Below are 23,602 nucleotides of genomic sequence, written 5' to 3' on the forward strand. Positions count from 1 at the left end.
CGTGGCGCCTGGTTACTGACCAAATACTGACCGACCCGATCCATTGATCAGTATGGTTCTCCGGCTGAGCATGATGCACAGCGGCCGTGGGGGGCCGGCCCTCCAGCACCCACCACCGGCCGTCTCCCCCAGCCGCTCCGCGTGGCCACCACCACGGCACACGCGGCCGGGTCCGAACCGATCGGGCCCGACGACGTGGGGAGGAACAGCGTGCTCAGACGACCGACCGGACGACCGTCCCGGTGGCGATTGGTGGCCGCGCTCGCGGCCGGACTGTTGGGCCTCACCGCCCAGCCCGCACTACCCGCCGGTGCCGCACCGGCCGCGCCCCGGGCCACTGTGGACCAGCAGGTCCTCGACGGGCTCGCCGACGGCACCGAAACCTTCCTGGTCTACCTGCGCGAGCAGGCCCCGCTCGCCGACGCGGCCCGGCTGCGCAGCCCGGACGCCCGCGCCGGTGAGGTGCACCGACTGCTCACCACCACCGCCGAGCGGACCCAGCGCGACCTGCGCGCGGTGCTCGACGACCGCAAGGCCACCTACACCGCGTACTGGATCGCCAACGCGCTACGGGTGACCGGCGACCGGGCGCTGCTGGACGTCGTCGCCGCCCGTCCCGAGGTCGCCCGGATCTCCCCGACCCGCAGCTACCCGCTGATCCGCCCGGTCCGCAGCACTGACGCGCGGGCCGGCACCGACGCCGTCGAGTGGGGGTTGACCAACATCGGCGCACCCCGTGTCTGGGACGAGTTCGGCGACCGGGGTGAGGGCCTGGTCGTCGCCAACATCGACAGCGGCGTCCAGTTCGACCACCCGGCGCTGGTCAACTCCTACCGGGGCAACCTCGGTGGCGGCACCTTCGACCACAACTACGACTGGTACGACCCGGCCAACGTCTGCCCGCAGGACGCCCCCTGCGACAACAACGACCACGGCACCCACACCATGGGCACGATGGTCGGCACCGACGGGTCCGCCAACCAGGTCGGGGTCGCCCCCGGCGCGAAGTGGATCGCCGCCAAGGGCTGCGAGTCCAACAACTGCTCGGACGCCTCACTGCTGGCCGCCGGCCAGTGGGTGCTCGCCCCGACCGACCTCAACGGCCAGAACCCCCGCCCCGACCTGCGCCCCGACATCGTCAACAACTCCTGGGGCGGCGACGGCGGCGACCTGTGGTACCAGCAGACCGTGGCCGCCTGGCGGGCCGCCGGGATGTTCCCGGTCTTCTCCGCCGGCAACGACGGCCCGGCCTGTGGCAGTGCCGGCTCCCCCGGTGACAACTCCAACGCGTACGCGGTCGGCTCGTACGACGTGAACAACAACATCTCCGGCTTCTCCGGTCGGGGCAACGCCACCGACCCGGCCGGCTTGAAGCCGAACATCGCCGCGCCCGGCAGCAACGTGCGCTCCAGCGTCCCCGGCAACGGGTACGCGTCGTTCAACGGCACCTCGATGGCCGCCCCGCACGTGGCCGGCACGGTCGCCCTGGTCTGGTCGGCCGCGCCCAGCCTGCGCGGTGACATCGCCGCCACGGAGGCACTGCTCGACCGCACCGCGACCGACGTCGACGCGACCACCTGCGGGGGCACCGCCGCCGACAACAACGTCTTCGGCGAGGGCCGGCTCAACGCGTACGAGGCGGTCCGGCAGGCCCCGCGCGGGCCGGTGGGCCAGGTCAGCGGCCGGGTCACCGACGCGGCCGGCGGCGACCCGGTGGCGGGTGCCACCGTCGCCACGGGCGAGCGCAGCGTCACCACCGGCACGGACGGCCGGTACACGCTGACCGTGCCGGCCGGCGAGACCACGCTGACCGTGTCCGCGTACGGCTTCCGGACCGCGACCGGCACCGTGACCGTCCCGGAGGACGGCACGGTCACCCGGGACTTCGCCCTGACGGCGACCCCGACGGTCACCGTCTCCGGTCGGGTCACCGACGGCTCCGGGCACGGCTGGCCGCTGTACGCCAAGATCGAGGTCGCCGGCCGGCCCGGCGCACCGGTCTTCACCGACCCGGTGACCGGCCGGTACTCCTTCACCGTGGCCGGCAACACCGACTACAAGCTCACCGTCACCGCGAAATACCCGGGCTACCGGACGGTGACCAAGGACCTGACCGTCGGCGCAACGGCCACCACCGCGGACATCCCGGTCCCGGTCGAGGCGGCCTGTGTCGCCGCCGGTTACACCGGCAGCCTCAGCGCGCCGCTGTTGTCGCAGAGCTTCGACGGCACCACCGCACCGGAGGGCTGGTCGGTGCGCAACCGCACCGAGAAGGGCGGCTGGGTCTTCAACGACCCGGGTGCGCGGGGCAACCTGACCGGCGGCACCGGCGGGTTCGCGATCGTCGACAGCGACAAGCTGGGCACCGGCAACACCCAGGACACCGACCTGATCGCCCCGCCGGTCGACCTGTCCGCCTCGGCCGCTCCGCTGCTGCGGTTCCGCAGCGACTGGCGGGCGGTCGGGATCAGTGACACCGCCGACGTGGACGTCTCCACCGACGCCGGGGCGAGCTGGACGAACGTGTGGCACCAGACCGCCAGCCGGCGGGGCCCCCGCGTCGAGGAGGTGCCGCTGACCCCGGCGGCCGGCGCGACCGGGGCGCTGGTGCGCTTCCGGTTCAAGGGCACCTTCGCCTGGTGGTGGCAGGTGGACGACGTCCAGCTGGTCAACCGGGACTGCACCCCCGTGCCGGGTGGCCTGGTGGTCGGCAACACCACCGACCGCAACACCGGCGCGGCCGTCAACGGGGTGACGGTGACCAGCGTCGACCGGCCCACCGACACGGCCGTCTCGGCGGCCACCCCGGACGACCCGAACCTGCCGGACGGCTTCTACCACCTCTTCTCGGGGCTGACCGGTGCCCACCCGTTCACCGCGTCCCGGCCGCCGTACACCCCGGTCACCCAGCAGGTGACGGTGGTGGCCGACAGCACCCGCCGGGCCGACCTGGCCCTGGCCGCGGGGCGGCTCACCGTCAGCACCACCACGATCGAGGCCCACCAGCCGTACGGCAGCACCCGCAACGCCAAGGTGACGGTCCGCAACACGGGCTCCGCCCCGGCGACCGTGGAGCTGCTGGAACGCGGTGGCGGGTTCGAGGTGCTGTCCACCGGCGGCGCACCGCTGCGGGAGCAGGTGGTCAAGGGGATCAGCACCGGCCGTACCGGTGCCCGGTACGGCGGCGGGAACGCCGACGCCGCGCCGCAGGCCGACGACGCCTGGACGCGGATCACCAACCTGCCCGCCGCGATCTACGACAACGCGGCGGCCAACCTGGACGGCAAGGTCTACTCGGTCGGCGGCGGTGGCGACACCGGCAACGAGCGCAAGGCCTGGGTGTTCGATCCGGCTACCGGCGTCTGGACGGCGCTGCCCGACCTGCCGCACGCCCGTTCCAAGCCGTCCGCCGTGGGCATCAGCGGCAAGCTGTACGTGCTCGGCGGCTGGGGCGACGGCACCGGTGCCGAGCCGACGGTGGACGTCTTCGACCCGGCCAGCGGTTCGTGGAGCACCCTGGCCGGGGCGGTCAACCCGGCCCCTGCCGCCGCAGCCGGCACCGCCGTGGCGGGTGGCAAGGTGTACCTGGTCGGTGGCTGCGTCGACACCACCTGCACGGAGAGCAACAAGCTGGTGGTGTTCGACCCGCGTACCGGGACGTTCCGGGCCGGAGCGGCCTACCCGCACCCGGTCTCCTGGCTGTCCTGTGGCGGGATCGGTGCCCAGGTGTACTGCGCCGGTGGCGTCGCCGACGACGAGTACACCGACGCCTGGCGGTACGAGCCGGCGTCGGACACCTGGAGCCCGCTGCCGAACCTCCCGGTCGACCTGTGGGGCTCCCAGTACGCGTCGGCCGGCGGCATGCTGGTGCTGGCCGGCGGGGTGACGGGCGGCTCGACGTCGGTCACCAACCGGACGGTCGGCTTCGACCCGGTCGCCGGGGCGTGGCGGAACCTGCCGAACGCCCAGTTCAACAGGTACCGGGGCGCTGCCGCCTGCGGGGCGTACAAGATCGGTGGTTCGCCCAGCTCGTTCGTCGGCTCGGCGGACAGTGAGCGGCTCGGTGGGCTGGAAGGCTGCGCCGACGCCAGTGACCTGCCGTGGCTGTCCACCGCACCGACCAGCTTCACGCTGGCCCCGGGGGCGTCCCAGACGGTCACCGTCACGCTGACCGCCACGGCGGCGGCCGGGGTGCTCCAGCCCGGGGCATACTCGGGTGAACTGGGGATCACCTCGGACACGCCGTACCCGGTGTCGTCGGTCGGTGTCGAGATGAACGTCTCGCCGCCGAACAACTGGGGCAAGATCCAGGGCACGGTGACCGGGGTGACCTGCGGCGGCCAGACCGTCGGCGTCCCGGCCACGATCCGGCTGAACCTGGTCGGCTCGACCACCGGCACCACGCTCACCGCCGATGCTCAGGGCCGCTACGCCTGGTGGCTGCCGAAGGGCAAGTACGAGGTGATCGTGGCGAAGGACAGCTGGGTGCCCCAGGTCCAGCGGGCCGTCGTGGAAGCAGGCATCGTCGGCACGCTCGACTTCCGCCTGGCTCCGACGTCGACCTGTGCGGGCGCACGGGCCTCCGGCCTGTAGACCGGCTGACCGGCCCCACCCGGTGGCCGTCGACCCCGCCCGGGGTCGGCGGCCACCGCCATTCTCTCCCCCCGCCCTTTGGGCGGCGTCCGTCGTGATCCATCGCTATTGGGCCGATGTAGCGGTATCGGAGCGGGCGGATACCGCTACATCGGCCCAATGGTTGAGCTATCCCAGTGTGTGCGGCGGTGACGCCGCTCATCAGGAGCACGATTTCGGACGGACCACTCCTGCCGGCAGCCGGGTGTCGTCATTCGTTCTGGCACATCCCAAACGCGCGTTGCGCAGTCCGGTACCCCTCAGATCCGCCCCGAACAGGTTCGCGCCGCTCAGATCCGCCCCGAACAGGTTCGCGCGGCTCAGATCCGCCCCGAACAGGTTCGCGCCGCTCAGGTCCGCGCGGATCAGGTGAGCGCCGCCCAGGTTCGCGCCGCCCAGGTACGCACCCCTCAGATCAGCATGTTCCAGGATCGCGCCATCCAGATCCGCCCGGAGCAGGACCGCATCCCGCACATTCGCGTGGCCCAGGTCCGCACCCTTCAGGTCCGCCTCACCCAGATTCGCGTTGGCCAGATTCGCGTTACTCAGATCCGCGCCGAGCAGGTGCGACCCTTTCAGGTTGGCGCGGAGCAGGTCCGCGCCGCTGAGGTCCGCGCCGCTCAGGTCCGCGCCGGAGAGATTCAACCGGCGGGGACTCGGGTCCTCGTCACCCGCACCGACAGTGCCGTCGCGGGCGCTGTCGCGGCGGCCGAGCACGGTCAGCGCGGCCTGGATGTCAACCGGCGGGTTGGACCGGGCCAGGGAGCCTCGCGGGGAGCGGGAGGGCGTCGGAACGGCCGTCGCGGGGGCGTGGACCCGGACGAACGTGGCGAGAATGTCGACGACCGCGGGTTGGTCCGCAGCCGAGTCACGCATGATGCGTTCCAGTGCATAGATCGCGCCCAGTCGTACGTCGATCTTCTCCGCGCCGGCCTGGCCGAGTTGCTCGATGGCCTTGGAGAACCGGTCGGTGATCTGCCCCTGCGCGGTGAGCCGCTGCTGTTCCCGGTTGGCTTCGTTGGTGAGGTAGAGGCCGATGGCCACGAACAGAACCGACAGGATGCTGCCGACAGCCACCAGCCGCTGCCACGGGTCAGCTACGACGTCGATCTTTCCGGCTGGGACGAGTTCCAGCCGGGTCGTCGTAGGTCGGGAGGGACGTAAAGCCCTGTTCCTGGTCGGTGGCTGACCCGCAGCCCGCCATGGCCGTCTCGATGCGGGCACACCACTGTGTGGACCTCGCGCAGGCGGTTGATCGGCATCCGTGGACACAGGCACCATTAAACGCGGTGTGGGCCACTCTCCGAACACATGCGATCACCCTGCCACGGCGGTGGTAGCTGAACCGTCAGCTAGCGGTCAGGGCTTGCGCAGCCAGGTCGCCGGGTCGGTGATGTAGATGCCCTTGCCCTGGTGGCGGCTGATCACTCCGAGCGCCTCCAGCCGCACGTTGACCAGGTTGATCGTCGACGGACTGACGTTGAACCGGCTGCACTGCTCGCTGATCGAGGGCAGCTTGTCTCCCGGCTTGTACTTACCCGACCTGACGTCGGCGACGATCTCGTCGGAGATCCGGAGGTAGTCCGGGGTCGCAGGCATGGCACTCCTCGCGTGGCACCCGCGATTCGATCACGCTCTCATCACGGCGTGCAACTACGCGCTGCAACCGGTCGTTGACTCTTTCAAGTTCCTCAAATAAGTTGGTCGGCGAGCGCTCCTCGCGTGGCAACGAGCAGGGCTCTCCCCCGGCCGGGGTGGGTGCAGTGGAAGGGAAACCGCCCGCCCCGGCCACCTTCCACGGCAGCACGATCCCCCGCTGCCCCCTGCGGAGAGGTGGTCCCATCGTGTGCAGGTTCCTCCGGCTGTTCCGCCGGAACCGTTCGACGGCAACCGACCGACCCCCGACCAACCAGGTCCCGACCAGCCGTGCCGCGAGCAGCCGGACCGGCAACCGTCCCGTCAGGCGGTCCGGGCCGTCGGGGCGGCAGAACACCGGGCACCATCACGGTCCGGCGGCCCACCACCACCGACCGGTGGGGTACCGGCCGCTCTGCACGAGCCAGCTGCGGCAGCAACGGTTCCGGCGGTCCCGGCACGGGCTGGACCCGGCCGAGGTGGACGGCTTCCTGCACCGGATCGCCGACGAGCTGGCCGAGCTGCACGCCGAGCTGGCCCGTACCCGTGAGGAGAACGCGCGGATCAAGGGTGCGCTGCGCGACTGGCAGTCCCGGTTCGCACCCCGGGTGGTGCGGACGTGACCGCCGCGACCGGGCGCGAGCGGTTCGTCGTACACCTGACTGTCGCTGCCGACGACCTGCCGGCGGCGCGGCTGCTGGCCCGCGCGATCGGCCGGTCCCTGGCGTTCCTGCCGGAGCTGGTGCTCGGCGAGACGACCGTCTCCGAGGAGGGCGGGTCGGAACCGCAGCACCAGGTCTTCTGCGACCGGCGGCTCGGTGGGCGTCGCCGCTGCGTCCGGCGGATCGACCACCAGGGCGGCTGCACCTCGTGACGCGCCCGCCGGACGACCCGGGCGACTGCCGGGGCGGTGCCGACGCGAGGTGCCGGAGAGGGCTACGGCGCGGGGCCGGTCACCCCGGATGGGGTGACCGGCCCCGGGCCGATCGTGAGCGTGGGTCAGGCCACCGTGACGGAGACCTCGTTGATGCCCCGGTTGGCGGTCACGGCGGTGTCGCCGTTGCCGTGCCGGGACAGCGCCCGCAGGGTCCAGTTGCCCGGCGCGGCGAAGAACCGGAACTGCCCGGTCGGCGAGGTGACGACCTCGGCGGTGAACTCGCCTGTCGAGTCCAGCAACCGGACGTACGCGCCGGGCACGACGTCGCCCGACTCGGCCAGCACCTGGCCGGTGATGACGGTTTCCTTCTCCAGGTCCAGGCTGGCCGGCAGGGGCGCGGACTGGTCCGGCGCGGCGCAACCGGCGGCGGTGGGAGCGGTCATGGCTCAGGCCTCCCCGGGCTCGTCGCCGAGCGCCACCGGCACACCGACCAGCGAGCCGTACTCGGTCCAGGAACCGTCGTAGTTCTTCACGTTGGGGTGGCCGAGCAGCTCCTGCAGGACGAACCAGCTGTGCGAGGAGCGCTCGCCGATCCGGCAGTAGGCGATGGTCTCCTTGCCGTCGTCCAGCCCGGCGTCGGCGTAGATCTTGCGCAGCTCGTCGTCGGACTTGAAGGTGCCGTCCTCGTTGGCCGCCTTGGACCACGGCACGCTGATCGCGGTCGGGATGTGCCCGGCCCGCTGCGCCTGCTCCTGCGGCAGGTGCGCGGGGGCCAGCAGCCGGCCGGCGAACTCGTCGGGGCTGCGCACGTCGACCAGGTTCTTGGTGCCGATCGCGGCGACGACCTCATCGCGGAACGCGCGGATCGAGGTGTCCGGCTCCTGCGCGACGTACTGGGTGGCCGGGCGGGTCACCGCGTCCTTGACCAGCGGACGGGCGTCCAGCTCCCACTTCTTGCGACCGCCGTCGAGCAGCTTGACGTCGCGGTGGCCGTAGAGCTTGAAGTACCAGTACGCGTACGCGGCGAACCAGTTGTTGTTGCCGCCGTAGAGGACCACGACGTCGTCGTTGCCGATGCCCCGCTCGGAGAGCAGCGCCTCGAACTGGGCCTTGTTGACGAAGTCCCGGCGGACCTGGTCCTGGAGGTCGGTCTTCCAGTCGAGCTTGATGGCACCGGCGATGTGGCCGGTGTCATAGGCGGAGGTGTCCTCGTCGACCTCGACGAAGACGACGCCCGGGGCGTCGAGGTTCTTCTCGGCCCATTCGGCCGAGACGAGTGCGGTGTCGCGACTCATCAGATCACTCCCTGGTGAGGATGGGTGGTGAGCCAGCGCGGGTGGTGGAGATCGGTGATGTCGCACCATGCGCGGGACCCATAGAGGAACGGATCACGGGTTCGTGCGACGGCGCCGCTGCCGGGCGTTTCGGAGGGTGGGCACCGCAGGATCAGTGGGACCCCGGGTGCAGTGGCCGCTGGGCGGCCGGAGACAGCCCCGCCGTCAGATGACGGAGCGACACAGGCAGGTGGCCACGCGGCACAGGTCGACCGCGCGCCGTTTGGTGAGGTGCGTCCCCATGGTTTCGGAGCCTACCAGCCGTCCCGGAGAGTGCCAGGGGCCGACCACCATACGGGACGCGACCCGGCCGGCAAGGGACCCCGGGGCCGGGCCGCGTTCAGAACTGAGCGGTGGGTCAGCTTGCCGAGTTGATCGGGACGTCCTTCGCGTCGGCGGTCACCGTCAGCCCCTCCGGGCGCGGCTCGACCTTGCGCACGTTGAGCTGGAACGGCAGCGCCGGCAGGGGCACGTCGACCGAGATACCCCGGGCGTAGTTGTTCAGCAGGGTCCGGGCCAGCGCCACGTTCGGCAGCCCCTGGGCATTCAGGTCGCTGAACTTCAACGCCACCTTGCCGCCGTCCGCCACGGTCACCTCGGCGGTGCCGGTGACGGTGAGCTTCTGGCCGAGGATGTCGACCGGCGCGGTGACGGCCAGCTTGCCGTTCTGCTCACCGAGCTTGAGCCCCGGCCGGTCCAGCAGCTTGGCCAGGCTGTCGTAGGTGACCGTGCCGGTGCCGGCCACCGTCTCGGCCACCACCTCACCCTGCCCCGAGCGGATGGTGTCCAGCGAGGCACGCACGTTGCGGGCGTCCACGTCGAGCCGGGGCAGGCTGACCGCGTTGCCCTCCACGGAGCCCTTGACGTCGGTCAGCACGATCGAGATCCGCTCGTACCGGCCGTCGACCACCTGGGTGAGGAACGGGAACCCGCCCACGTCCACCTGGGGCGGCGCGGAGCTGGCGTTCTGCTTGGCGACCTCCTGGGTGACCTGGTCGGCGATGGCCCGTTCGGCCAGGCCGGCCGCCACCCGGTCGGCCACCACCAGCAGCCCGCCCAGGATCAGGACCAGGACGACCAGTACGACGAGCCACCTGCGCCCGCGCCGCCGGGGCCGCTCCTCGTACGTCTGCGCCACGCCCGCCTCCGTCCGTCGTCGCCGTCGCCGTCGCGCGACGTGCCGTCGTGGCCGTCGCGGTCCCGCGACGTGCCGTCATCGATGCCGCCGCCCGCGGCGCACCGCTACTACCCGAGCGCCGTCGCGCCCAACCGCGCCGCGCGCCCACCGCCGTCGACCGGCGTCAGAGAAAGAGCACACACATGGCGTACGCCGCAGGAGCGGCCAACGCGAAGCCACCCAGCGGGCCCTGCATGTGCCGGGCGATCCACATGGTGGGTGGTTCGCCCGCCATCAGCCGGCCCGCCTCGGCGTAGCCGACGGCGAGGTCGGCCAGCACGGCGGTGGCTGCGGTGACCAGCCCGATCAGCGCGGCGCTGGTCGGGGTGAAGCCCACCAGGTAACTGCCGAGCAGGGCGCTGGTGAGGGTGCCGGCCATCGCGCCGACCACCACCCCGGCGGCACCCCGGGGCACCTGCGGCGCCAGCCGGGGCCAGGCCAGCACGGCGTCGGTGAGCCGCGCCACGGTGAGCGCGACGCCGGTGGCGACCAGGCAGACGGTGATCGCCTGGGTGCCGGCGGGAATCCGGCTGAGCGTGATCAGGGTGGCGAACGCCACCACGCCGACCACGATCAGCAGCGTGGTGCCGAGCGAGTCGGTCACCCGGACCCGGTCCACCCGGCGGACGAGTTGACCGAGCACGCCGAGCAGGAACCCGCCCAGCGCCACGAACCCGAGCGGGGCCAGCCCGGCGACGTCGGTCTGCACCGCGGCGACGTCGGCCGCCGCGGCGACCACGCCGCTGGTCAGCGCGACCAGCAGCAGCGCGGGTGGGCGCATGGCCATGGTCCAGGCCAGCACGAAGAGCAGTTGAACGCCGAACACGATGACCGCGAACGGCAGCCGGTGTCCGGGCCCGGCGGTCTGCGCACCGAGCACCAGGCCGACGCCGAGCAGCGCCGCGAAGCCGGCGACGGTCAGCGAGAGCGGCCGGTGCACCTCGACCGGCTCGATCGGCTCCTCGTCCGGCTCGACGTCGTCGTCCTCGCTCCGGCGCGGGGCACCGCCCTTACGGAACCGGCGCGGGCCACGCTCGCGGCGGCTCCCGGTGTCGTCGTCCGGGGCGGGGCGCGGCCCGGGTGCGGGTCCGCCGGCCGGGCCGGCGGGCCCGTCGGGGGCGCCGTCGGCCCACGGGTCACGGCCGGTGTCGGGCGAGGTGGAGGGAAACACGCCCCGATCGTGCCAGACCGACGGGGTCCGGCGGGGATCACGGGGCGTCCGGCGGGGGATCACGGTTTCGGCGACGTTAAAACCTGGGCGGTGATCACGGGCAGATCCGACAAACAGGAAAGGACGCCGGGGCGACGACGGGGCGATCGGTTACGCTCAAGCCGTTACCCGCCCGTCAGCGACGCCGGGACCCACGCAAGTTCTCAGCGCCCCGCCCACCGGCGGGTCAGCTGGTCGCGTGCGGCCATTGAGCCGCCGGGACGGAGGTGATCGTGTGGAGCTCCTGCTGCTGGTGACCGCGCGTGCAGGTGAGCCCTCGGCGGTGCTGCCGGCACTCGACCTGTTGCCGCATTCGGTGCGTACCGCGCCGCGCGACGTGCGCACCCTGGTTTCCGGGCCCAGCCCGGACGCGGTGCTGGTCGACGCCCGGTCGGAGTTGAGCGAGGCCCGTGCCACCTGTCGCATGTTGCACGCCACCGGCCTGGGTGTGCCGCTGGTCGCGGTGGTCACCGAGGCCGGCCTGATCGCCCTCAACGCCGACTGGGGCGTCGACGACGTGATCCTGGCCGGTGCGGGCCCGGCCGAGGTGGAGGCCCGGCTGCGGCTCGCGGTGGGCCGGCTGAGCAACGCCACCTCCGGGGCCGGCGGTTCGATCCGGGCCGGCGAGCTGAACATCGACCCGGACACCTACGCCGCCAAGCTCAAGGGCCGGCCGCTCGACCTCACCTACAAGGAGTTCGAGCTGCTGAAGTTCCTGGCGCAGCACCCGGGCCGGGTGTTCACCCGGGACCAGCTGCTCCGCGAGGTCTGGGGCTACGACTACTTCGGCGGCACCCGCACGGTGGACGTGCACGTCCGACGACTGCGGGCCAAGCTCGGCTCGGAGTACGAGTCGATGATCGGCACCGTGCGCCAGGTGGGTTACAAGTTCGTCGTCCCGCCGTCGTCCCGGTCCCTGCCGGAGTCCGAGCCCGCGCCGCTGCCGGTCTGATCCCGGTCCGCAGCACCACCGGCCGAGCGCACTGTTTCCGATACGCCCCTTTTGCACCTGTTGTCGGCTCTATTCTTATTGCCGTAATCAGCAGGAGTGAAAGGGGCGACGGTGCGTGCACTGACCACGGGGGCGACGAGAGGGCCGTCCCGTCATCCTGACCGGTGGGGGCACTGATGCGCCCCCGGTCCACCGGCGGGACCGTCGGCGTCGTCACCCTGGTGCTGGCCGCCCTGCTCGGGTCCACCTACGCCCTCGGGCGCAGCATGACCCCGGGCCCACCCCGGCAGCCGACCGGCGCGTCGACGCAGATCGCCGGCGCCCAGTACGGCGAGCAACCCGCCGACCCGGACGCTGCACCGACCGGCCCGGACGGCACCGGCCCCACCGGCGCCCCCACCGCCGACGGGACCGATCCGGACTCGGCCCAGCCGGCCAGCGGCGGCGACGGCCCGTTCGGCAGCCACGCCAGCACCGGCACCGGCGAGGTCGCGCTGACCTTCGACGACGGGCCGGACCCGACGTACACACCGCAGGTGCTGGACGTGCTCCGCGCGTACGGGGTCAAGGCGACGTTCTGCGTGGTCGGCGAGAACGCCCAGGACCATCCGGAGCTGCTCCAGGCGATCGTCGCCGACGGGCACACCCTGTGCAACCACTCGTGGCACCACGACGTGCTGCTCGGCAAGCGCTCCCCCGCCCTGATCCGGGCCGACCTGATCCGGACCAACGAGGCCATCCACGCCGCCGTGCCGGACGCCCGGATCAGCTACTTCCGGCAGCCCGGCGGGGCCTGGACGTACCCGGTGGTGTCGGTCGCCGAGGGGCTGGGGATGACCCCGCTGCACTGGACCGTCGACCCCAACGACTGGCAGGTCCCCGGTGCCGCGAAGATCACCACGGTGGTCACCCGGGACACCGGGCCGGGCGCGGTCGTGCTCATGCACGACGCCGGTGGTGACCGGCAGGGCACCGTGGACGCGCTGCGCCGGATCCTGCCCGACCTGCTCGCCCGGTTCCGCCTGGAGGCGCTGCCGCCCGGCGGGGCCAACTGAACCGATCGACGGGCGGGACGATCGGGCGGATCCCGCTACGGTGATCAGATGAGCAGCGGCGAGTCGACGACCGACCGGTTGACCCAGAGCGACCGGCTCACCCCGGCCGAGGTGACCGAGGTGCTGGCCCTGGCCCGCCTCGCGGGCGACACCGACGGAGCCGACCCCTTCGACGAGCACACCCTGCTGCGGCTGCGCGACCCGCAGGCGGCAGCCCGGCACCTGACCATCCACGCCCTCGACGGCACCCTGACCGGGTACGCCCACCTGGACACCACCGACCCGACGTCCGGTGTCGGGGTGGAGCTGGTGGTGCGCCCGGGTTTCCGGCGGCGGGGCACCGGACGGGCGCTGGCCCGGGGCGTACTCGCGGCGACTCCCGGACCACTGCGGGCCTGGGCGCACGGCGACCACCCGGCCGCCGCGGCGCTCGCAGTCGACCTGGGCTTCGCGCGGGCCCGGGTCCTCTGGCAGTTGCGCCGCTCGTTGACCGACCCGGTGTCGGAACCCCACCTGCCCGCCGGGGCGACGCTGCGTTCCTTCCGCCCCGGCGAGGACGACGACGCCTGGCTCGCGCTCAACGCCCGCGCCTTCGCCGGGCACCCGGAGCAGGGCCGGTGGACCACCGACGACCTGCGGGCCCGACTGGCCGAGCCGTGGTTCGACCCGGCCGGTTTCCTGCTCGCCGCCGACGCCGCCGGGCGGCTGCTCGGCTTCCACTGGACCAAGGTGCACGAGCGGCCCGGCTCGGCCCGCATCGGCGAGGTCTACGTGGTGGGGGTGGACCCGGACGCGCACGGTGGTGGCCTGGGCCGGGCGCTCACCACCGCCGGGCTGGCCTACCTGCGGGACCGGCGCGGGCTGGACCGGGTGATGCTCTATGTCGACGAGTCGAACACGGCGGCCGTCTCGCTCTATGAGCGGCTCGGTTTCGCCCGCTGGTGCGGGCACGTCAACTACCACCGGGGCTGACGCTCTCCCGTCCGCTCCGCCCCGGCCGGTGCCCGGCCGGGGCACGACCGGTGCGGTCTCCGTGCGGTAACGGCGGGGCCACGCCCGGATAACGGCTGCCCGGATATATCGCATCAATGCGGATACCGGGACGGCAGTTCACCTAACGGACAACCCTCCCTCAGGCAGCGGTCACCTTCCCGGCCGGGGCTGTTCATGCCCCGTTCACTTCCGACCGGCGAACCGTCTACCTGGCACTTCTAGCTTTCGTGTCAGCCGGTCAGCGCGCCGGCACTCGGGCCCCAATCCGGGCGACCTGACCAAAGACGTGAAGGGAAACCCCTCAGGTGAAGCTCCAGCGGCACGGCGCCATTGCCTGCCTCGCTCTTACCGCGGTCCTCGGCCTCAGCGCCTGCGGCTCGGACAACAACGAGCCGGCCAGCGCCTCCGCCTCCGGCTCGGCCAGCGCGGCCGACTGTGGCAAGGGCACCCTGAACGCGCAGGGCTCCTCCGCGCAGAAGAACGCCATGGCCGAGTGGATCAAGGCCTACCAGCAGAAGTGCGCCGGCACCACGATCAACTACGAGGCCAGTGGCTCCGGCGCGGGCATCCAGGCGTTCATCGCCGGCACCGCCGACTTCGCCGGCTCCGACTCCGCCCTCAAGCCGGAGGAGCAGCCGCAGGCCGACGCCAAGTGCACCGGCGGCGCGGCACTCAACCTGCCGATGGTGATCGGCCCGGTCGCGGTCGTCTACAACGTCGGCGGCCTGGACAACCTCCAGCTCAAGCCGGCCACCCTGGCGCAGATCTTCGCCGGCAAGGTCACCAAGTGGGACGACCCGGCGATCAAGGCCGACAACCCGAACGCCACGCTCCCCTCCACCGCGATCCAGACGGTGCACCGCTCCGACGAGTCGGGCACCACCGACAACTTCACCAAGTTCCTGTCGAAGACCGCCGCGACGGACTGGACCTTCGGCAACAACAAGGCGTGGAAGGCCCCGGGCGGGCTCGGCGCCCCCAAGTCCGACGGTGTCGCCGCCAAGGTCAAGAGCACCGAGGGCACGATCAGCTACGTCGAGTGGTCGTACGCCGAGAACTCCGGCCTCAAGAAGGCCAAGGTGCAGAACGGTGCCGGCGAGTACGCCGAGCTGACCGCCGAGTCGGCCGGCAAGACCATCGCCGGGGCCAAGATCGAGGGCCAGGGCGACGACCTCAAGATGTCGATCGACTACGCCACCAAGGAGGCCGGGGCGTACCCGATCGTCCTGGTGACCTACGAGATCGTCTGCAGCAAGGGCCTCGCCGCCGACAAGCTGCCGCTGGTCAAGGGCCTGCTGGGCCACGCCGCCAGCACCGAGGGCCAGGCCGAGCTGGTGGAGCTGGGCTACGCCCCGCTGCCCGACTCGGTCCGCACCAAGGTCGAGACCGCAGTCAAGAACCTCGGCTGACCCTCCCGAGCGACAACACCTCCTCAAGTCGAAGCGAGCGAGCAGATGGGTGAAACCCCTCACCGCTCGGCACACGCCGGCACCGGTGGGCATGCCGTGACCCAGGGTCACGAGCGGTCCGCCGGTGCCTCGGCGCGTGTGGCCGAGGCACCAGTCAGCACCCGTACCCCCCACGACGACGACCACGGCCTGGGCGGGGGCGGCGGGCTGCCCCGGGCCCGCGCGTTCGGCGCGGAACGGGCGTTCCGTGGCGTGACCCTGGCCGCCGGTGTCACCGTGCTGGTCGTCATCGCGGCCATCGCGGTCTTCCTGGTCGCCAAGGCCGTGCCGGCGCTGCGGGCCAACAGTGCGAACTTCTGGACCTTCGAGGGCTGGTTCCCCAACGACGATCCACCCACGTTCGGCATCGGCGCGCTCGCCTTCGGCACCCTGCTCACCGCGCTGCTGGCCCTGCTGGTCGCGGTGCCGGTGGCGCTGGGCATCGCCCTCTACCTGTCGCACTACGCGCCGCGGCGGCTCGGCACCGCCCTGGGCTTCGTGATCGACCTGCTGGCCGCCGTGCCGAGCGTGGTGTTCGGCCTGTGGGGGCGGGACTACCTGGTCGGGCCGGTCGCCGACCTGTCGGCCTGGCTGAACCGGTACTTCGGCTGGATCCCGATCTTCGGCGACGGCCCGTACGGCAACTCGATCCTGCTCGGGTCCCTCGTCCTGGCGATCATGGTGCTGCCGATCATCACCTCACTCTCCCGCGAGGTGTTCCTCCAGACCCCGACCGCCAACGAGGAGGCCGCCATCGCGCTGGGGGCCACCCGCTGGGAGATGCTGCGCACGGCGGTCCTGCCGTACGGCCGGCCCGGCATCATCGCCGCCGTCATGCTCGGCCTCGGCCGGGCGCTCGGCGAGACCATCGCGCTCGCGCTCACCCTTGGCTCGACGTACGCCATCTCGTTCAACATCCTCGCCAACGGCGGCAACAGCATCGCCGCGAACATCGCCAACCGGTTCGCGGAGGCCAACGAGACCGGCCGGGGTGCGCTCATCGCGTCCGGCCTGGTGCTCTTCGCCATCACGCTGGTCGTCAACATCACCGCGCGGGCGATCATCTACCGCCGCCGCGAGTTCACGGAGTCGGCCGCATGACCACCACGCTCACCCCCCGCCGTTCCCGCCCACCGGCCCAGCCGGACAGCCTGCGGGCGAAACGCCTGCCCGGGTACGCCGCCCCCGCCCTGGCGGTGCTGGCCCTGCTGGTCTCCGCCGGCCTCGTCTACGGCGTCGACCTCGGCGGCCCCGTCCTGGTCGTGGTGCTCGGCGCGCTGCTCTACCTGGCCGGCCTGTTCGCCGCCGCCAACGCGGTGGAGGGCCGCCGGTCGGCCCGCAACCGGTTCTGGAGCGCCCTGATCCACTCCGCCCTGGTGCTGGCCGTGCTGCCGCTGGCCTCGGTGGTGTGGACGCTGTTCAGCAAGGGCACCGCCCGGCTCGACGGCGACTTCTTCGGCAGCTCGATGAACAACATCGGGGCCCGCGACGCCAACGGCGGCGCGTACCACGCCATCGTCGGCACCCTGGAGCAGGTCGGCATCGCCACCGCGATCACCGTCCCGCTCGGCGTGCTCTGCGCGATCTACATCGTCGAGTACGGGCGGGGCCGGTTCGCCTTTACCATCCGGTTCTTCGTCGACGTGATGACCGGCATCCCGTCCATCGTCACCGGCCTGTTCGTACTGGCCTTCTGGGTGCTGATCGTGTCCCCGTGGTTCAACGACGGCCAGCCCGGTTTCTCCGGCTTCGCCGCCGCGCTCGCGTTGAGCGTGCTGATGCTGCCGACGGTGGTCCGCTCCACCGAGGAGATGCTGCGGCTGGTCCCCGCGCCGCTGCGCGAGGGGGCGTACGCCCTCGGCGTACCCAAGTGGAAGACCATCCTGCGGGTGGTGCTGCCCACCGCGCTGCCCGGCATCGTCACCGGCATCATGCTCTCCATCGCGCGGGCCGCCGGGGAGACCGCCCCGGTGCTGCTCGTCGCCGGTGGTGGTGCGGCGATCAACTTCAACCCGTTCGAGAACAACCAGTCGTCGCTGGCCCTGTTCGTCTACCAGCAGGCCGGCGAGGCGTCGAAGTACTCACCGGCAAGGGCCTGGACGGCGGCGTTGACCCTGGTCGTCCTCGTGCTCGTGCTCACCGTCGCCGCGAAGCTGCTGGCCCGCCGCAACCGGCTCGGCCGATGAACCCCGGAGGTACCACCATGGCCAAGCGCATCGACGCCACCGACGTGACCGCCTACTACGGCGGTTTCAAGGCGATCGAGAACATCAACCTGACGGTCGAGCCGAAGACGGTCACCGCCCTGATCGGCCCGTCCGGCTGCGGCAAGTCGACCTTCCTGCGGTCGATCAACCGGATGCACGAGGTGCTGCCGGGCGCCCGGGTCGAGGGCAGCCTGACCATCGACGGTCAGGACGTCTACGACCGCGACGTCGACGTGACCGCCGTCCGCCGCATGATCGGCATGGTGTTCCAGCGACCGAACCCGTTCCCCACCATGAGCATCTTCGAGAACGTGGTGGCCGGGCTGCGGCTCAACGGGGTGCGCAAGAAGTCCATCCTGGACGAGGCCGCCGAGAAGGCGCTGCGCGCGGCGAACCTGTGGGACGAGGTCAAGGACCGCCTCGGCAAGCCCGGCGCGGGCCTGTCCGGTGGTCAGCAGCAGCGGCTGTGCATCGCCCGGACCATCGCGGTCGAGCCGCAGGTGGTGCTGATGGACGAGCCCTGCTCGGCGCTGGACCCGATCTCGACGCTGGCCATCGAGGACCTGATGTTCCAGCTCAAGGACAAGTTCACCATCATCATCGTCACCCACAACATGCAGCAGGCGGCCCGGGTCTCCGACCGCACCGCCTTCTTCTCGATCGAGAAGACCGGCGACCCCGGCCGGCTCATCGAGTACGACAACACCCAGAAGATCTTCAGCAACCCCAGCCAGAAGAAGACCGAGGACTACATCACCGGCCGCTTCGGCTGACCCCGGCCGCTCCGCTGCGCCGGGGCGTGCGGGGGTGGGAGTCCCTGCGGGGCGACCGCCGCAGCAGTGGGGGCGGGGGTCTCGGAACACTCCTTCGGGCCCTGTCGAGCTGATGACGTCGACGATTCACCCGCCCGGCGACGTCACCGGTACCACCCCTGACGAGGGTCCCGCCCCGGTGCCATGGCGAAGTGCCCGCACCGGCGGTGCTGGTGAGCCGCCAGCGTCATCAGCTCGAAAGGGCCCGAGGTGGACCTACACGGGGTGGAGGCGCAGCGGCACCAGCTGCGGCGGGAACCGGCTGCGGCGGGGCACAGCGGCACCGACCCGCACCGACCGGAGCAGACTGGCCCACACCGACCAGCTGCGGTGGAGGTCGGCAGCCGCTGGACCGCCCGCCCGACGCGGAACGTGGCCGGGTCAGGCGAGGGTGAAGTGCGGGGTACCGTCCTCGGCGACGTGGAGGCGGGGGGTCACCGGGGTGGCCGCGTCCCGGGCCGCCGAGGCACGCGCCACCGCAGCAATGCAACGGGCACCATCACCGGCGGCAACACCGGTGCCGGCACCGGCACCGGCAGCGCCGTCGGCAGCAGCAGCCGCGGCCACCTCGGCCAGGGTGACCAGGGTGGGCGGGAGCATGGTCAGCTCACCGGCCCGTGCGCGGGCCAGGGCGTCCGCCGGGCGGACCCACATGGTGTGGTCGGCCTCGCCGGAGACGTCCCGGGTCCGCTGCCCCTCGGGCAGCAGAGCAACGAAGAAGTACGTGTCGAAGCGACGCGGCTCGAACTCCGGAGTGATCCACCGGCTCCAGGGCAGCAGCAGGTCGGACCGGAGGGTGAGCTGCCGCTCGGCGAGCAGCCCGGCGAAGCCCCGTCGACGTGCCTCCAGATCCTGCCGCGCGGTCTCCCAGTCGTCCCCGCTGACGTCGCCCACCACCGAACCGCCGACGTCGCCGGTCACCGGGCCGCCGCCGGGTCCGGCCAGCAGCACGCCGGCTTCCTCGAAGACCTCCCGTGCGGCGGCGCACACCACCGCCTGCGCGGCGTCGGGAGTGACGCCCAGCCGTCCCGCCCAGGCCGCCGGATCGGGGCCGGTCCAGTCCAGGTGCGCCTCGGAGTCCGACGGGTCGACGCCACCGCCGGGGAAGGCGTACACCCCGCCGAAGGCCATCGCGGCGACCCGGCGGATGACGTACACCTCGAAGTCGGTGCCGGCCGGGCGGAGCAGCAGCACGGTGGCCGCGACCCGGGGCGTCACCGGGGTGGCCCCCTCGGCGTGGAACCGACGGGCGTGCTCGACCAGGGCCGGCGGGGCGGGAAAACCGGGACTGTCGATCGTCATGGGCCGAGCCTAGCCCCGACACACCGACCACCCCAGGGCCGACGACCCCCGGTGGTACGCCGCCGCCGGGCGGGCCAGCGACCGGGCCGGACAGTGGCGGCGGGCCGGCCTGGGCGGCGGGTTAGCGTGAACCCATGACACGTTGGGGGATTCTGTCCACCGGCCACATCGCCGGCCGGTTCGCCGAGGACCTACGGCTGGTGCCCGGGGCCGAGCTGGTCGCGGTCGGCTCACGGACGACGGAGAGCGCCGAGCGGTTCGCCACCCGGTACGGCGCCGGCCGGGCGTACGGCTCCTGGGCGGAGCTGGCCGCCGACGACGAGCTGGACGCGATCTACGTGGCCACCCCGCACGCCGCCCACCACGAGGCCGCCCGGGTCTGCCTGGAGGCCGGGCGGGCGGTGCTGCTGGAGAAACCGTTCACCCTCGACCTGGCCACCAGCACCGAGCTGGTCGACCTGGCGCGGGCCCGGGGGGTCTTCCTGATGGAGGCCATGTGGATGCGGACCAACCCGCTGATCCTGCGCCTGGTCGAGCTGGTCCGGGCCGGGGCGATCGGCGAGGTGACCGGTGTGCGGGCCGACTTCGGGGTGGCCGGGCCGTTCCCGCCGGAGCACCGGATGCGCAATCCGGTGCTGGGCGGCGGCGCCCTGCTGGACCTGGGCGTCTATCCGGTGAGCCTGGCCCACCTGCTGCTCGGTGCGCCGCAGCACGTGCATGCCTGGGCGAAGCTCAGCCCGGAGGGGGTGGACGAGAACACCGGCATCGTCTTCGGGTACGACTCGGGTGCGGTCGCCACGCTCGGCTGCGGCATGGTGGGGGCGACCCCGCTGACCGCCGCGATCACCGGCACCACCGGCCGGATCGAACTGCCCGAGCCGTTCTTCCGCCCCGGGTCGGCGGTGCTGCACCGGGCCGGGGCCGAGCCGGAGACGCTCACCGACGACCCGGCCGGCGGCGGCTACCAGTACGAGGCCGCCGAGGTGCAGCGTTGCCTGGCCGCCGGGCTGACCGAGAGCCCGCTCGTGCCGCACGCGGTCACCCTGGAGGTGATGGCCCTGCTGGACGACATCCGGGCCCGGATCGGCGTCGACTACGCCTGAGCACGGCGTCTCCGAGGGGCACCCCGGGACCGGGGCGCCCCTCGGAGACGGCGGTCAGAACAGCGGGCGGACCACCAGGTAGGTGAGGCAGGCGATCAGCGCGGCGGCCGGGAAGGTGATGATCCAGGCGAGCACGATGTTGCCGGCCACGTTCCAGCGCACGGCGGAGAGCCGCTTGGTGGCGCCCACCCCCATGATCGCGGAGGTGATCGTGTGGGTGGTGGAGATCGGGGCCTTGAGCACCAGGGCGTTGAAGTAGAGCACCGCGCTGGCCACCGTCTCGGCGGCGAAGCCCTCCGGCGGGCCCAGGTCGATGATCTTGCGACCGAGGGTCCGGATGATCCGCCACCCACCGGCGTACGTGCCGAGCGCCAGCATCGTCGCCGAGGTCCAGAAGACCCAGCCCGGGATGTGCGTCTTGTCGTCCTGGAAACCGCCCGTGTAGAGGGCCAGCACCACGATGCCCATGGTCTTCGCGGCGTCCTGCATGCCGTGGCCGACCGACATGGCCGCCGCCGAGGCGGTCTGCGCCCAGCGGAAGCCCCGGTTGAGCTTGCCGGGCTGCCCCTTGCGGAACGCCCACAGGATGGCCAGCATCAGCAGGTAACCGAGGGTGAGGCCGACGATCGGCGACAGGACCATCGGCAGGATGACCTTCTCGCCGATGGTGACCCACTGCACCACACCGCCGGTGGAGAGCAGGGTCGCCCCGACCAACCCGCCGAACAGCGCGTGCGAGGACGACGAGGGCAGGCCGAAGTACCAGGTGATCAGGTTCCAGGCGATGGCACCGAGCACCCCGGCGAAGACCACTCCGAGGCTGCCCACCCCGGTGGGCAGGGTGACCAGGCCGTCGCCGACGGTCTTGGCCACGCCGGCACCGAAGTGCGCGCCGACGAAGTTGCCGACCGCGGCCAGGCCCAGGGCGAGCCGGGGGGTCAGCGCCCGGGTGGAGACGCTTGTCGCGATCGCGTTGGCGGCGTCGTGGAAGCCGTTGGTGTAGTCGAACGCCAGGGCCACCGCGATCACCGCCAGCACGGCGATGAGTTCGGGACTCACAGGATCAGGACTCCTTGACCGCGATGGTCTCGACGGTGTTCGCCACGTGCTCGAAGGCGTCGCAGGCGGCCTCCAACTCGTCGGCGACCTCCTTCATCTTCAGCACGGTCAGCGCGTCGTACTCGCCGGAGAAGAGCCGGACCAGCAGCATCCGGTACGCCTGGTCGCCGTCGTTCTCCAGCCGGTTGCACTCGATCCAGTAGTCCTCGAGATCCTTCATCGACTTGAGCCGGGGCATCGCCTCGGCGGTCAGCTTCGCCTGGAGGTCGAGCACGTTGACCAGCTCGTGCAGCTCGCGCGGCAGCGACGGGAGCTTGGTGAGGCCGTAGAGGTAGAGCAGGTTGCCGACCGCCTCCAGGTGGTCCATCACGTCGTCGAGCAGCGAGCCCAGCCGGTAGATGTCCTCCCGGTCGAACGGGGTGATGAAGGTGGAGTTGATCTTCTTGTAGAGATCGTGGGTGATCTGGTCGCTGTCGTGCTCGACCTCGGTCAGCCGCTCGCTGACCGACTGCACGTCGACGCCGGGCAGGGCCAGCTCGTTGAGCAGCTCGGTGCCCTTCACCAGATTCTGCGCGGCCCTGGTGAAGAGCTCGTAGAAAGCGCCCTCGGTGGGACGGAAGGAAAACTTCACAGCACGGACCTCGTCGTGTCGGTGGAAGGGTGGCCGCCGCCCCAGGGGGCGCCCGCTGAAGCATGCTAGGTACCCCACCGGAGTGGGCCTCCGTCGGCCCACCCCTGGTCAGACCCGATTCACCGCTCGTTCATCTGCTGTTCACCTCGGCCGCCACCGCCGCCACTCGCCAACCGCTGGCGCTCCCGCTCCACGTCGAAAGCCGCAGCGGGATACCCCAGATCAAGACCCTCGAACGTCTCCCGCAGCAGATGCGCCACCGCCCAGTCCCGGTACCACTTACGGTCCGCCGGCACCAGGAACCACGGCGCGGCATCCGTGTCGCACCGCCCCAACGCCTCCGCGTACGCGGCCTGGTAGTCGCCCCAGCGGGCCCGGGAGTCGAGATCGCTCGGCTGGTACTTCCAGAACTTCGTCGGGTCGGTCAACCGATCCGCCAACCGCCGCGCCTGCTCCTGCGGGGAGATGTGCAGCATCACCTTCACCAGGGTCACCCCGCCGTCGGTCAGCTCCCGCTCGAAGGCGTTGATCCGGTCGTACCGGGCCCGCCAGGTCTCCTCCGGCACCAGGGCGTCGACCCGGGCCACCAGCACGTCCTCGTAGTGCGACCGGTTGAAGACGCCGACGTACCCGGGTGGGGGCAGCGCCCGGCGGATCCGCCACAGGAAGTCGTGCCGCAGCTCCTGCCGGGTCGGCGGGCCGAAGGACCGGATGTGCAGGCCGAGCGGGTTCATCGCGCCGGCCACCCGCTTCACGGTGCCGTCCTTGCCCCCGCAGTCCATCGCCTGGAGCACCAGCAGCAGCCGCCCCGGCCGCCCCGGCCGCAGCTTCGACCCGCCACCGGTCGGAGCCGAGGTGGGCGCGTCCGGCTCACCGGCCGCCTTGGCGGTGGCGAAGAGCATCTCCTGCTGCCGGGCCAACCCGGCACCGATCAGCTCGACCTGCCGGCGGGCCCAGGGCTTACGGTCCTTCCCCCCGCCCGCCGCCGCCGGCAGACCCGGGGTGGACCGGGGGTCGACCGCCCCCAGGTCGACCGGTCCGTCGCCGGAGGGCACCCGCAACAACTCCCGCACCGTCCCACCCTCGGGTGCGACGATCTCCGTCTGCTCGTCTGCGCGCATCCCCCGATCCTCGCCCACCACCGCACCCACCGCCTCCCGGGCGCGGTGTCACAT

At 72.0% G+C, this 23,602-nt stretch carries 21 protein-coding genes and 1 pseudogene; 11 read left to right on the forward strand and 11 right to left on the reverse strand.

Annotated features, from left to right (window positions below):
* The first annotated feature begins 210 nt into the window (after positions 1–210).
* Positions 211–4,593: a S8 family serine peptidase gene (locus AB0K25_RS10465; RefSeq protein ID WP_363819663.1), complete on the forward strand. Its 4,383-nt coding sequence runs from the start codon at positions 211–213 to the stop codon at positions 4,591–4,593.
* Between the two features lie 201 nt (positions 4,594–4,794).
* Here the strand turns inward: AB0K25_RS10465 and AB0K25_RS10470 are convergent, their stop codons facing one another.
* Positions 4,795–5,709 (reverse strand): pentapeptide repeat-containing protein, encoded by a 915-nt coding sequence (locus tag AB0K25_RS10470; RefSeq protein ID WP_363819666.1) that lies wholly within the window; start codon positions 5,707–5,709, stop codon positions 4,795–4,797.
* A gap of 282 nt (positions 5,710–5,991) precedes the next feature.
* Entirely contained in the window at positions 5,992–6,231 is a 240-nt protein-coding gene (locus AB0K25_RS10475; protein ID WP_219464908.1) for a winged helix-turn-helix domain-containing protein, read from the reverse strand.
* A gap of 461 nt (positions 6,232–6,692) precedes the next feature.
* On the opposite strand from AB0K25_RS10475, the pseudogene AB0K25_RS10480 reads away from it, so the two are divergent.
* Both AB0K25_RS10480 and AB0K25_RS10485 read left to right on the forward strand, forming a co-directional pair.
* A pseudogene (locus tag AB0K25_RS10480) lies at positions 6,693–6,890 on the forward strand (DivIVA domain-containing protein); the annotation flags it as partial.
* Positions 6,887–7,141 carry a hypothetical protein gene (locus AB0K25_RS10485; RefSeq protein ID WP_219464910.1) on the forward strand — a complete coding sequence of 85 codons (255 nt, stop codon included), beginning with the start codon at positions 6,887–6,889 and terminating at the stop codon, positions 7,139–7,141. The pseudogene AB0K25_RS10480 and the gene AB0K25_RS10485, both read left to right, overlap by 4 nt.
* Positions 7,142–7,266: 125 nt before the next feature.
* Here AB0K25_RS10485 and AB0K25_RS10490 read toward each other — a convergent pair whose 3' ends face one another.
* From AB0K25_RS10490 to AB0K25_RS10510, 5 genes are all read right to left on the reverse strand, one after another.
* Entirely contained in the window at positions 7,267–7,587 is a 321-nt protein-coding gene (locus tag AB0K25_RS10490; RefSeq protein WP_208567878.1) for a DUF1416 domain-containing protein, read from the reverse strand.
* Positions 7,588–7,590: 3 nt separating this feature from the next.
* The gene (locus AB0K25_RS10495) at positions 7,591–8,439 is read right to left on the reverse strand and encodes a sulfurtransferase (protein WP_208567877.1); all 849 of its coding nucleotides are present in this window, start codon (positions 8,437–8,439) and stop codon (positions 7,591–7,593) included.
* A 204-nt stretch (positions 8,440–8,643) separates the two neighbouring features.
* Complete coding sequence (locus AB0K25_RS10500) at positions 8,644–8,772, reverse strand: Ms5788A family Cys-rich leader peptide (RefSeq protein WP_357538098.1); 129 nt, start codon at positions 8,770–8,772, stop codon at positions 8,644–8,646.
* A gap of 64 nt (positions 8,773–8,836) precedes the next feature.
* Positions 8,837–9,616, reverse strand: a complete 780-nt coding sequence (locus tag AB0K25_RS10505) for a DUF2993 domain-containing protein (RefSeq protein WP_219464911.1) — start codon at positions 9,614–9,616, stop codon at positions 8,837–8,839.
* 163 nt (positions 9,617–9,779) lie between these two features.
* Positions 9,780–10,826, reverse strand: coding sequence for a hypothetical protein (locus AB0K25_RS10510; protein WP_208567875.1), 1,047 nt, complete (start codon positions 10,824–10,826; stop codon positions 9,780–9,782).
* 274 nt (positions 10,827–11,100) lie between these two features.
* On the opposite strand from AB0K25_RS10510, the gene AB0K25_RS10515 reads away from it, so the two are divergent.
* The 7 genes from AB0K25_RS10515 (at position 11,101) to pstB (ending at position 18,293) form a co-directional block, all read left to right on the forward strand.
* A complete protein-coding gene (locus tag AB0K25_RS10515) occupies positions 11,101–11,817 on the forward strand; it encodes a response regulator transcription factor (protein WP_088643167.1) in 717 nt (238 codons plus the stop codon).
* 176 nt (positions 11,818–11,993) lie between these two features.
* Positions 11,994–12,872, forward strand: coding sequence for a polysaccharide deacetylase family protein (locus AB0K25_RS10520; RefSeq protein ID WP_357538101.1), 879 nt, complete (start codon positions 11,994–11,996; stop codon positions 12,870–12,872).
* A 48-nt stretch (positions 12,873–12,920) separates the two neighbouring features.
* Entirely contained in the window at positions 12,921–13,844 is a 924-nt protein-coding gene (gene mshD / locus AB0K25_RS10525; protein ID WP_363819671.1) for a mycothiol synthase, read from the forward strand.
* A 326-nt stretch (positions 13,845–14,170) separates the two neighbouring features.
* A complete protein-coding gene (gene pstS, locus AB0K25_RS10530; protein WP_219464916.1) occupies positions 14,171–15,274 on the forward strand; it encodes a phosphate ABC transporter substrate-binding protein PstS in 1,104 nt (367 codons plus the stop codon).
* Positions 15,275–15,319: 45 nt separating this feature from the next.
* Positions 15,320–16,414 carry a phosphate ABC transporter permease subunit PstC gene (gene pstC, locus AB0K25_RS10535; protein WP_219464917.1) on the forward strand — a complete coding sequence of 365 codons (1,095 nt, stop codon included), beginning with the start codon at positions 15,320–15,322 and terminating at the stop codon, positions 16,412–16,414.
* Positions 16,411–17,499 (forward strand): phosphate ABC transporter permease PstA, encoded by a 1,089-nt coding sequence (pstA, locus tag AB0K25_RS10540; RefSeq protein ID WP_208567871.1) that lies wholly within the window; start codon positions 16,411–16,413, stop codon positions 17,497–17,499. The genes pstC and pstA overlap by 4 nt, the downstream gene beginning before the upstream one ends.
* Positions 17,500–17,516: 17 nt before the next feature.
* A complete protein-coding gene (gene pstB, locus AB0K25_RS10545; protein WP_208567870.1) occupies positions 17,517–18,293 on the forward strand; it encodes a phosphate ABC transporter ATP-binding protein PstB in 777 nt (258 codons plus the stop codon).
* A 420-nt stretch (positions 18,294–18,713) separates the two neighbouring features.
* Here the strand turns inward: pstB and AB0K25_RS10550 are convergent, their stop codons facing one another.
* Positions 18,714–19,634 (reverse strand): NUDIX hydrolase, encoded by a 921-nt coding sequence (locus tag AB0K25_RS10550; protein WP_363819676.1) that lies wholly within the window; start codon positions 19,632–19,634, stop codon positions 18,714–18,716.
* A 134-nt stretch (positions 19,635–19,768) separates the two neighbouring features.
* Here AB0K25_RS10550 and AB0K25_RS10555 point away from each other — a divergent pair, with 134 nt between their 5' ends.
* Positions 19,769–20,737 (forward strand): Gfo/Idh/MocA family oxidoreductase, encoded by a 969-nt coding sequence (locus tag AB0K25_RS10555; RefSeq protein ID WP_219464919.1) that lies wholly within the window; start codon positions 19,769–19,771, stop codon positions 20,735–20,737.
* 54 nt (positions 20,738–20,791) lie between these two features.
* Here the strand turns inward: AB0K25_RS10555 and AB0K25_RS10560 are convergent, their stop codons facing one another.
* The 3 genes from AB0K25_RS10560 to AB0K25_RS10570 all read right to left on the reverse strand — a co-directional run bounded on the left by AB0K25_RS10560 (position 20,792) and on the right by AB0K25_RS10570 (position 23,548).
* The gene (locus AB0K25_RS10560) at positions 20,792–21,796 is read right to left on the reverse strand and encodes an inorganic phosphate transporter (protein ID WP_208567867.1); all 1,005 of its coding nucleotides are present in this window, start codon (positions 21,794–21,796) and stop codon (positions 20,792–20,794) included.
* 4 nt (positions 21,797–21,800) lie between these two features.
* A complete protein-coding gene (locus tag AB0K25_RS10565) occupies positions 21,801–22,427 on the reverse strand; it encodes a DUF47 family protein (RefSeq protein ID WP_067311399.1) in 627 nt (208 codons plus the stop codon).
* Positions 22,428–22,546: 119 nt separating this feature from the next.
* The gene (locus AB0K25_RS10570; protein WP_219464920.1) at positions 22,547–23,548 is read right to left on the reverse strand and encodes a PPK2 family polyphosphate kinase; all 1,002 of its coding nucleotides are present in this window, start codon (positions 23,546–23,548) and stop codon (positions 22,547–22,549) included.
* Positions 23,549–23,602: the final 54 nt, after the last annotated feature.

It is taken from the genome of Micromonospora sp. NPDC049257 (assembly GCF_040678915.1).
GTDB classification, from domain to species: domain Bacteria; phylum Actinomycetota; class Actinomycetes; order Mycobacteriales; family Micromonosporaceae; genus Micromonospora; species Micromonospora antibiotica.

What these genes read in the sequence shown, in the direction of transcription:
- AB0K25_RS10500 (WP_357538098.1), bottom strand. Translation starts at nt 8,772, where the DNA reads ATGGTGGTCGGCCCCTGGCACTCTCCGGGACGGCTGGTAGGCTCCGAA.
- AB0K25_RS10520 (WP_357538101.1), top strand. Translation starts at nt 11,994, where the DNA reads ATGCGCCCCCGGTCCACCGGCGGGACCGTCGGCGTCGTCACCCTGGTG.
- AB0K25_RS10495 (WP_208567877.1), bottom strand. Translation starts at nt 8,439, where the DNA reads ATGAGTCGCGACACCGCACTCGTCTCGGCCGAATGGGCCGAGAAGAAC.
- AB0K25_RS10555 (WP_219464919.1), top strand. Translation starts at nt 19,769, where the DNA reads ATGACACGTTGGGGGATTCTGTCCACCGGCCACATCGCCGGCCGGTTC.
- AB0K25_RS10550 (WP_363819676.1), bottom strand. Translation starts at nt 19,634, where the DNA reads ATGACGATCGACAGTCCCGGTTTTCCCGCCCCGCCGGCCCTGGTCGAG.
- AB0K25_RS10490 (WP_208567878.1), bottom strand. Translation starts at nt 7,587, where the DNA reads ATGACCGCTCCCACCGCCGCCGGTTGCGCCGCGCCGGACCAGTCCGCG.
- pstC (WP_219464917.1), top strand. Translation starts at nt 15,320, where the DNA reads ATGGGTGAAACCCCTCACCGCTCGGCACACGCCGGCACCGGTGGGCAT.
- pstB (WP_208567870.1), top strand. Translation starts at nt 17,517, where the DNA reads ATGGCCAAGCGCATCGACGCCACCGACGTGACCGCCTACTACGGCGGT.
- AB0K25_RS10475 (WP_219464908.1), bottom strand. Translation starts at nt 6,231, where the DNA reads ATGCCTGCGACCCCGGACTACCTCCGGATCTCCGACGAGATCGTCGCC.
- pstA (WP_208567871.1), top strand. Translation starts at nt 16,411, where the DNA reads ATGACCACCACGCTCACCCCCCGCCGTTCCCGCCCACCGGCCCAGCCG.
- mshD (WP_363819671.1), top strand. Translation starts at nt 12,921, where the DNA reads ATGAGCAGCGGCGAGTCGACGACCGACCGGTTGACCCAGAGCGACCGG.
- AB0K25_RS10570 (WP_219464920.1), bottom strand. Translation starts at nt 23,548, where the DNA reads ATGCGCGCAGACGAGCAGACGGAGATCGTCGCACCCGAGGGTGGGACG.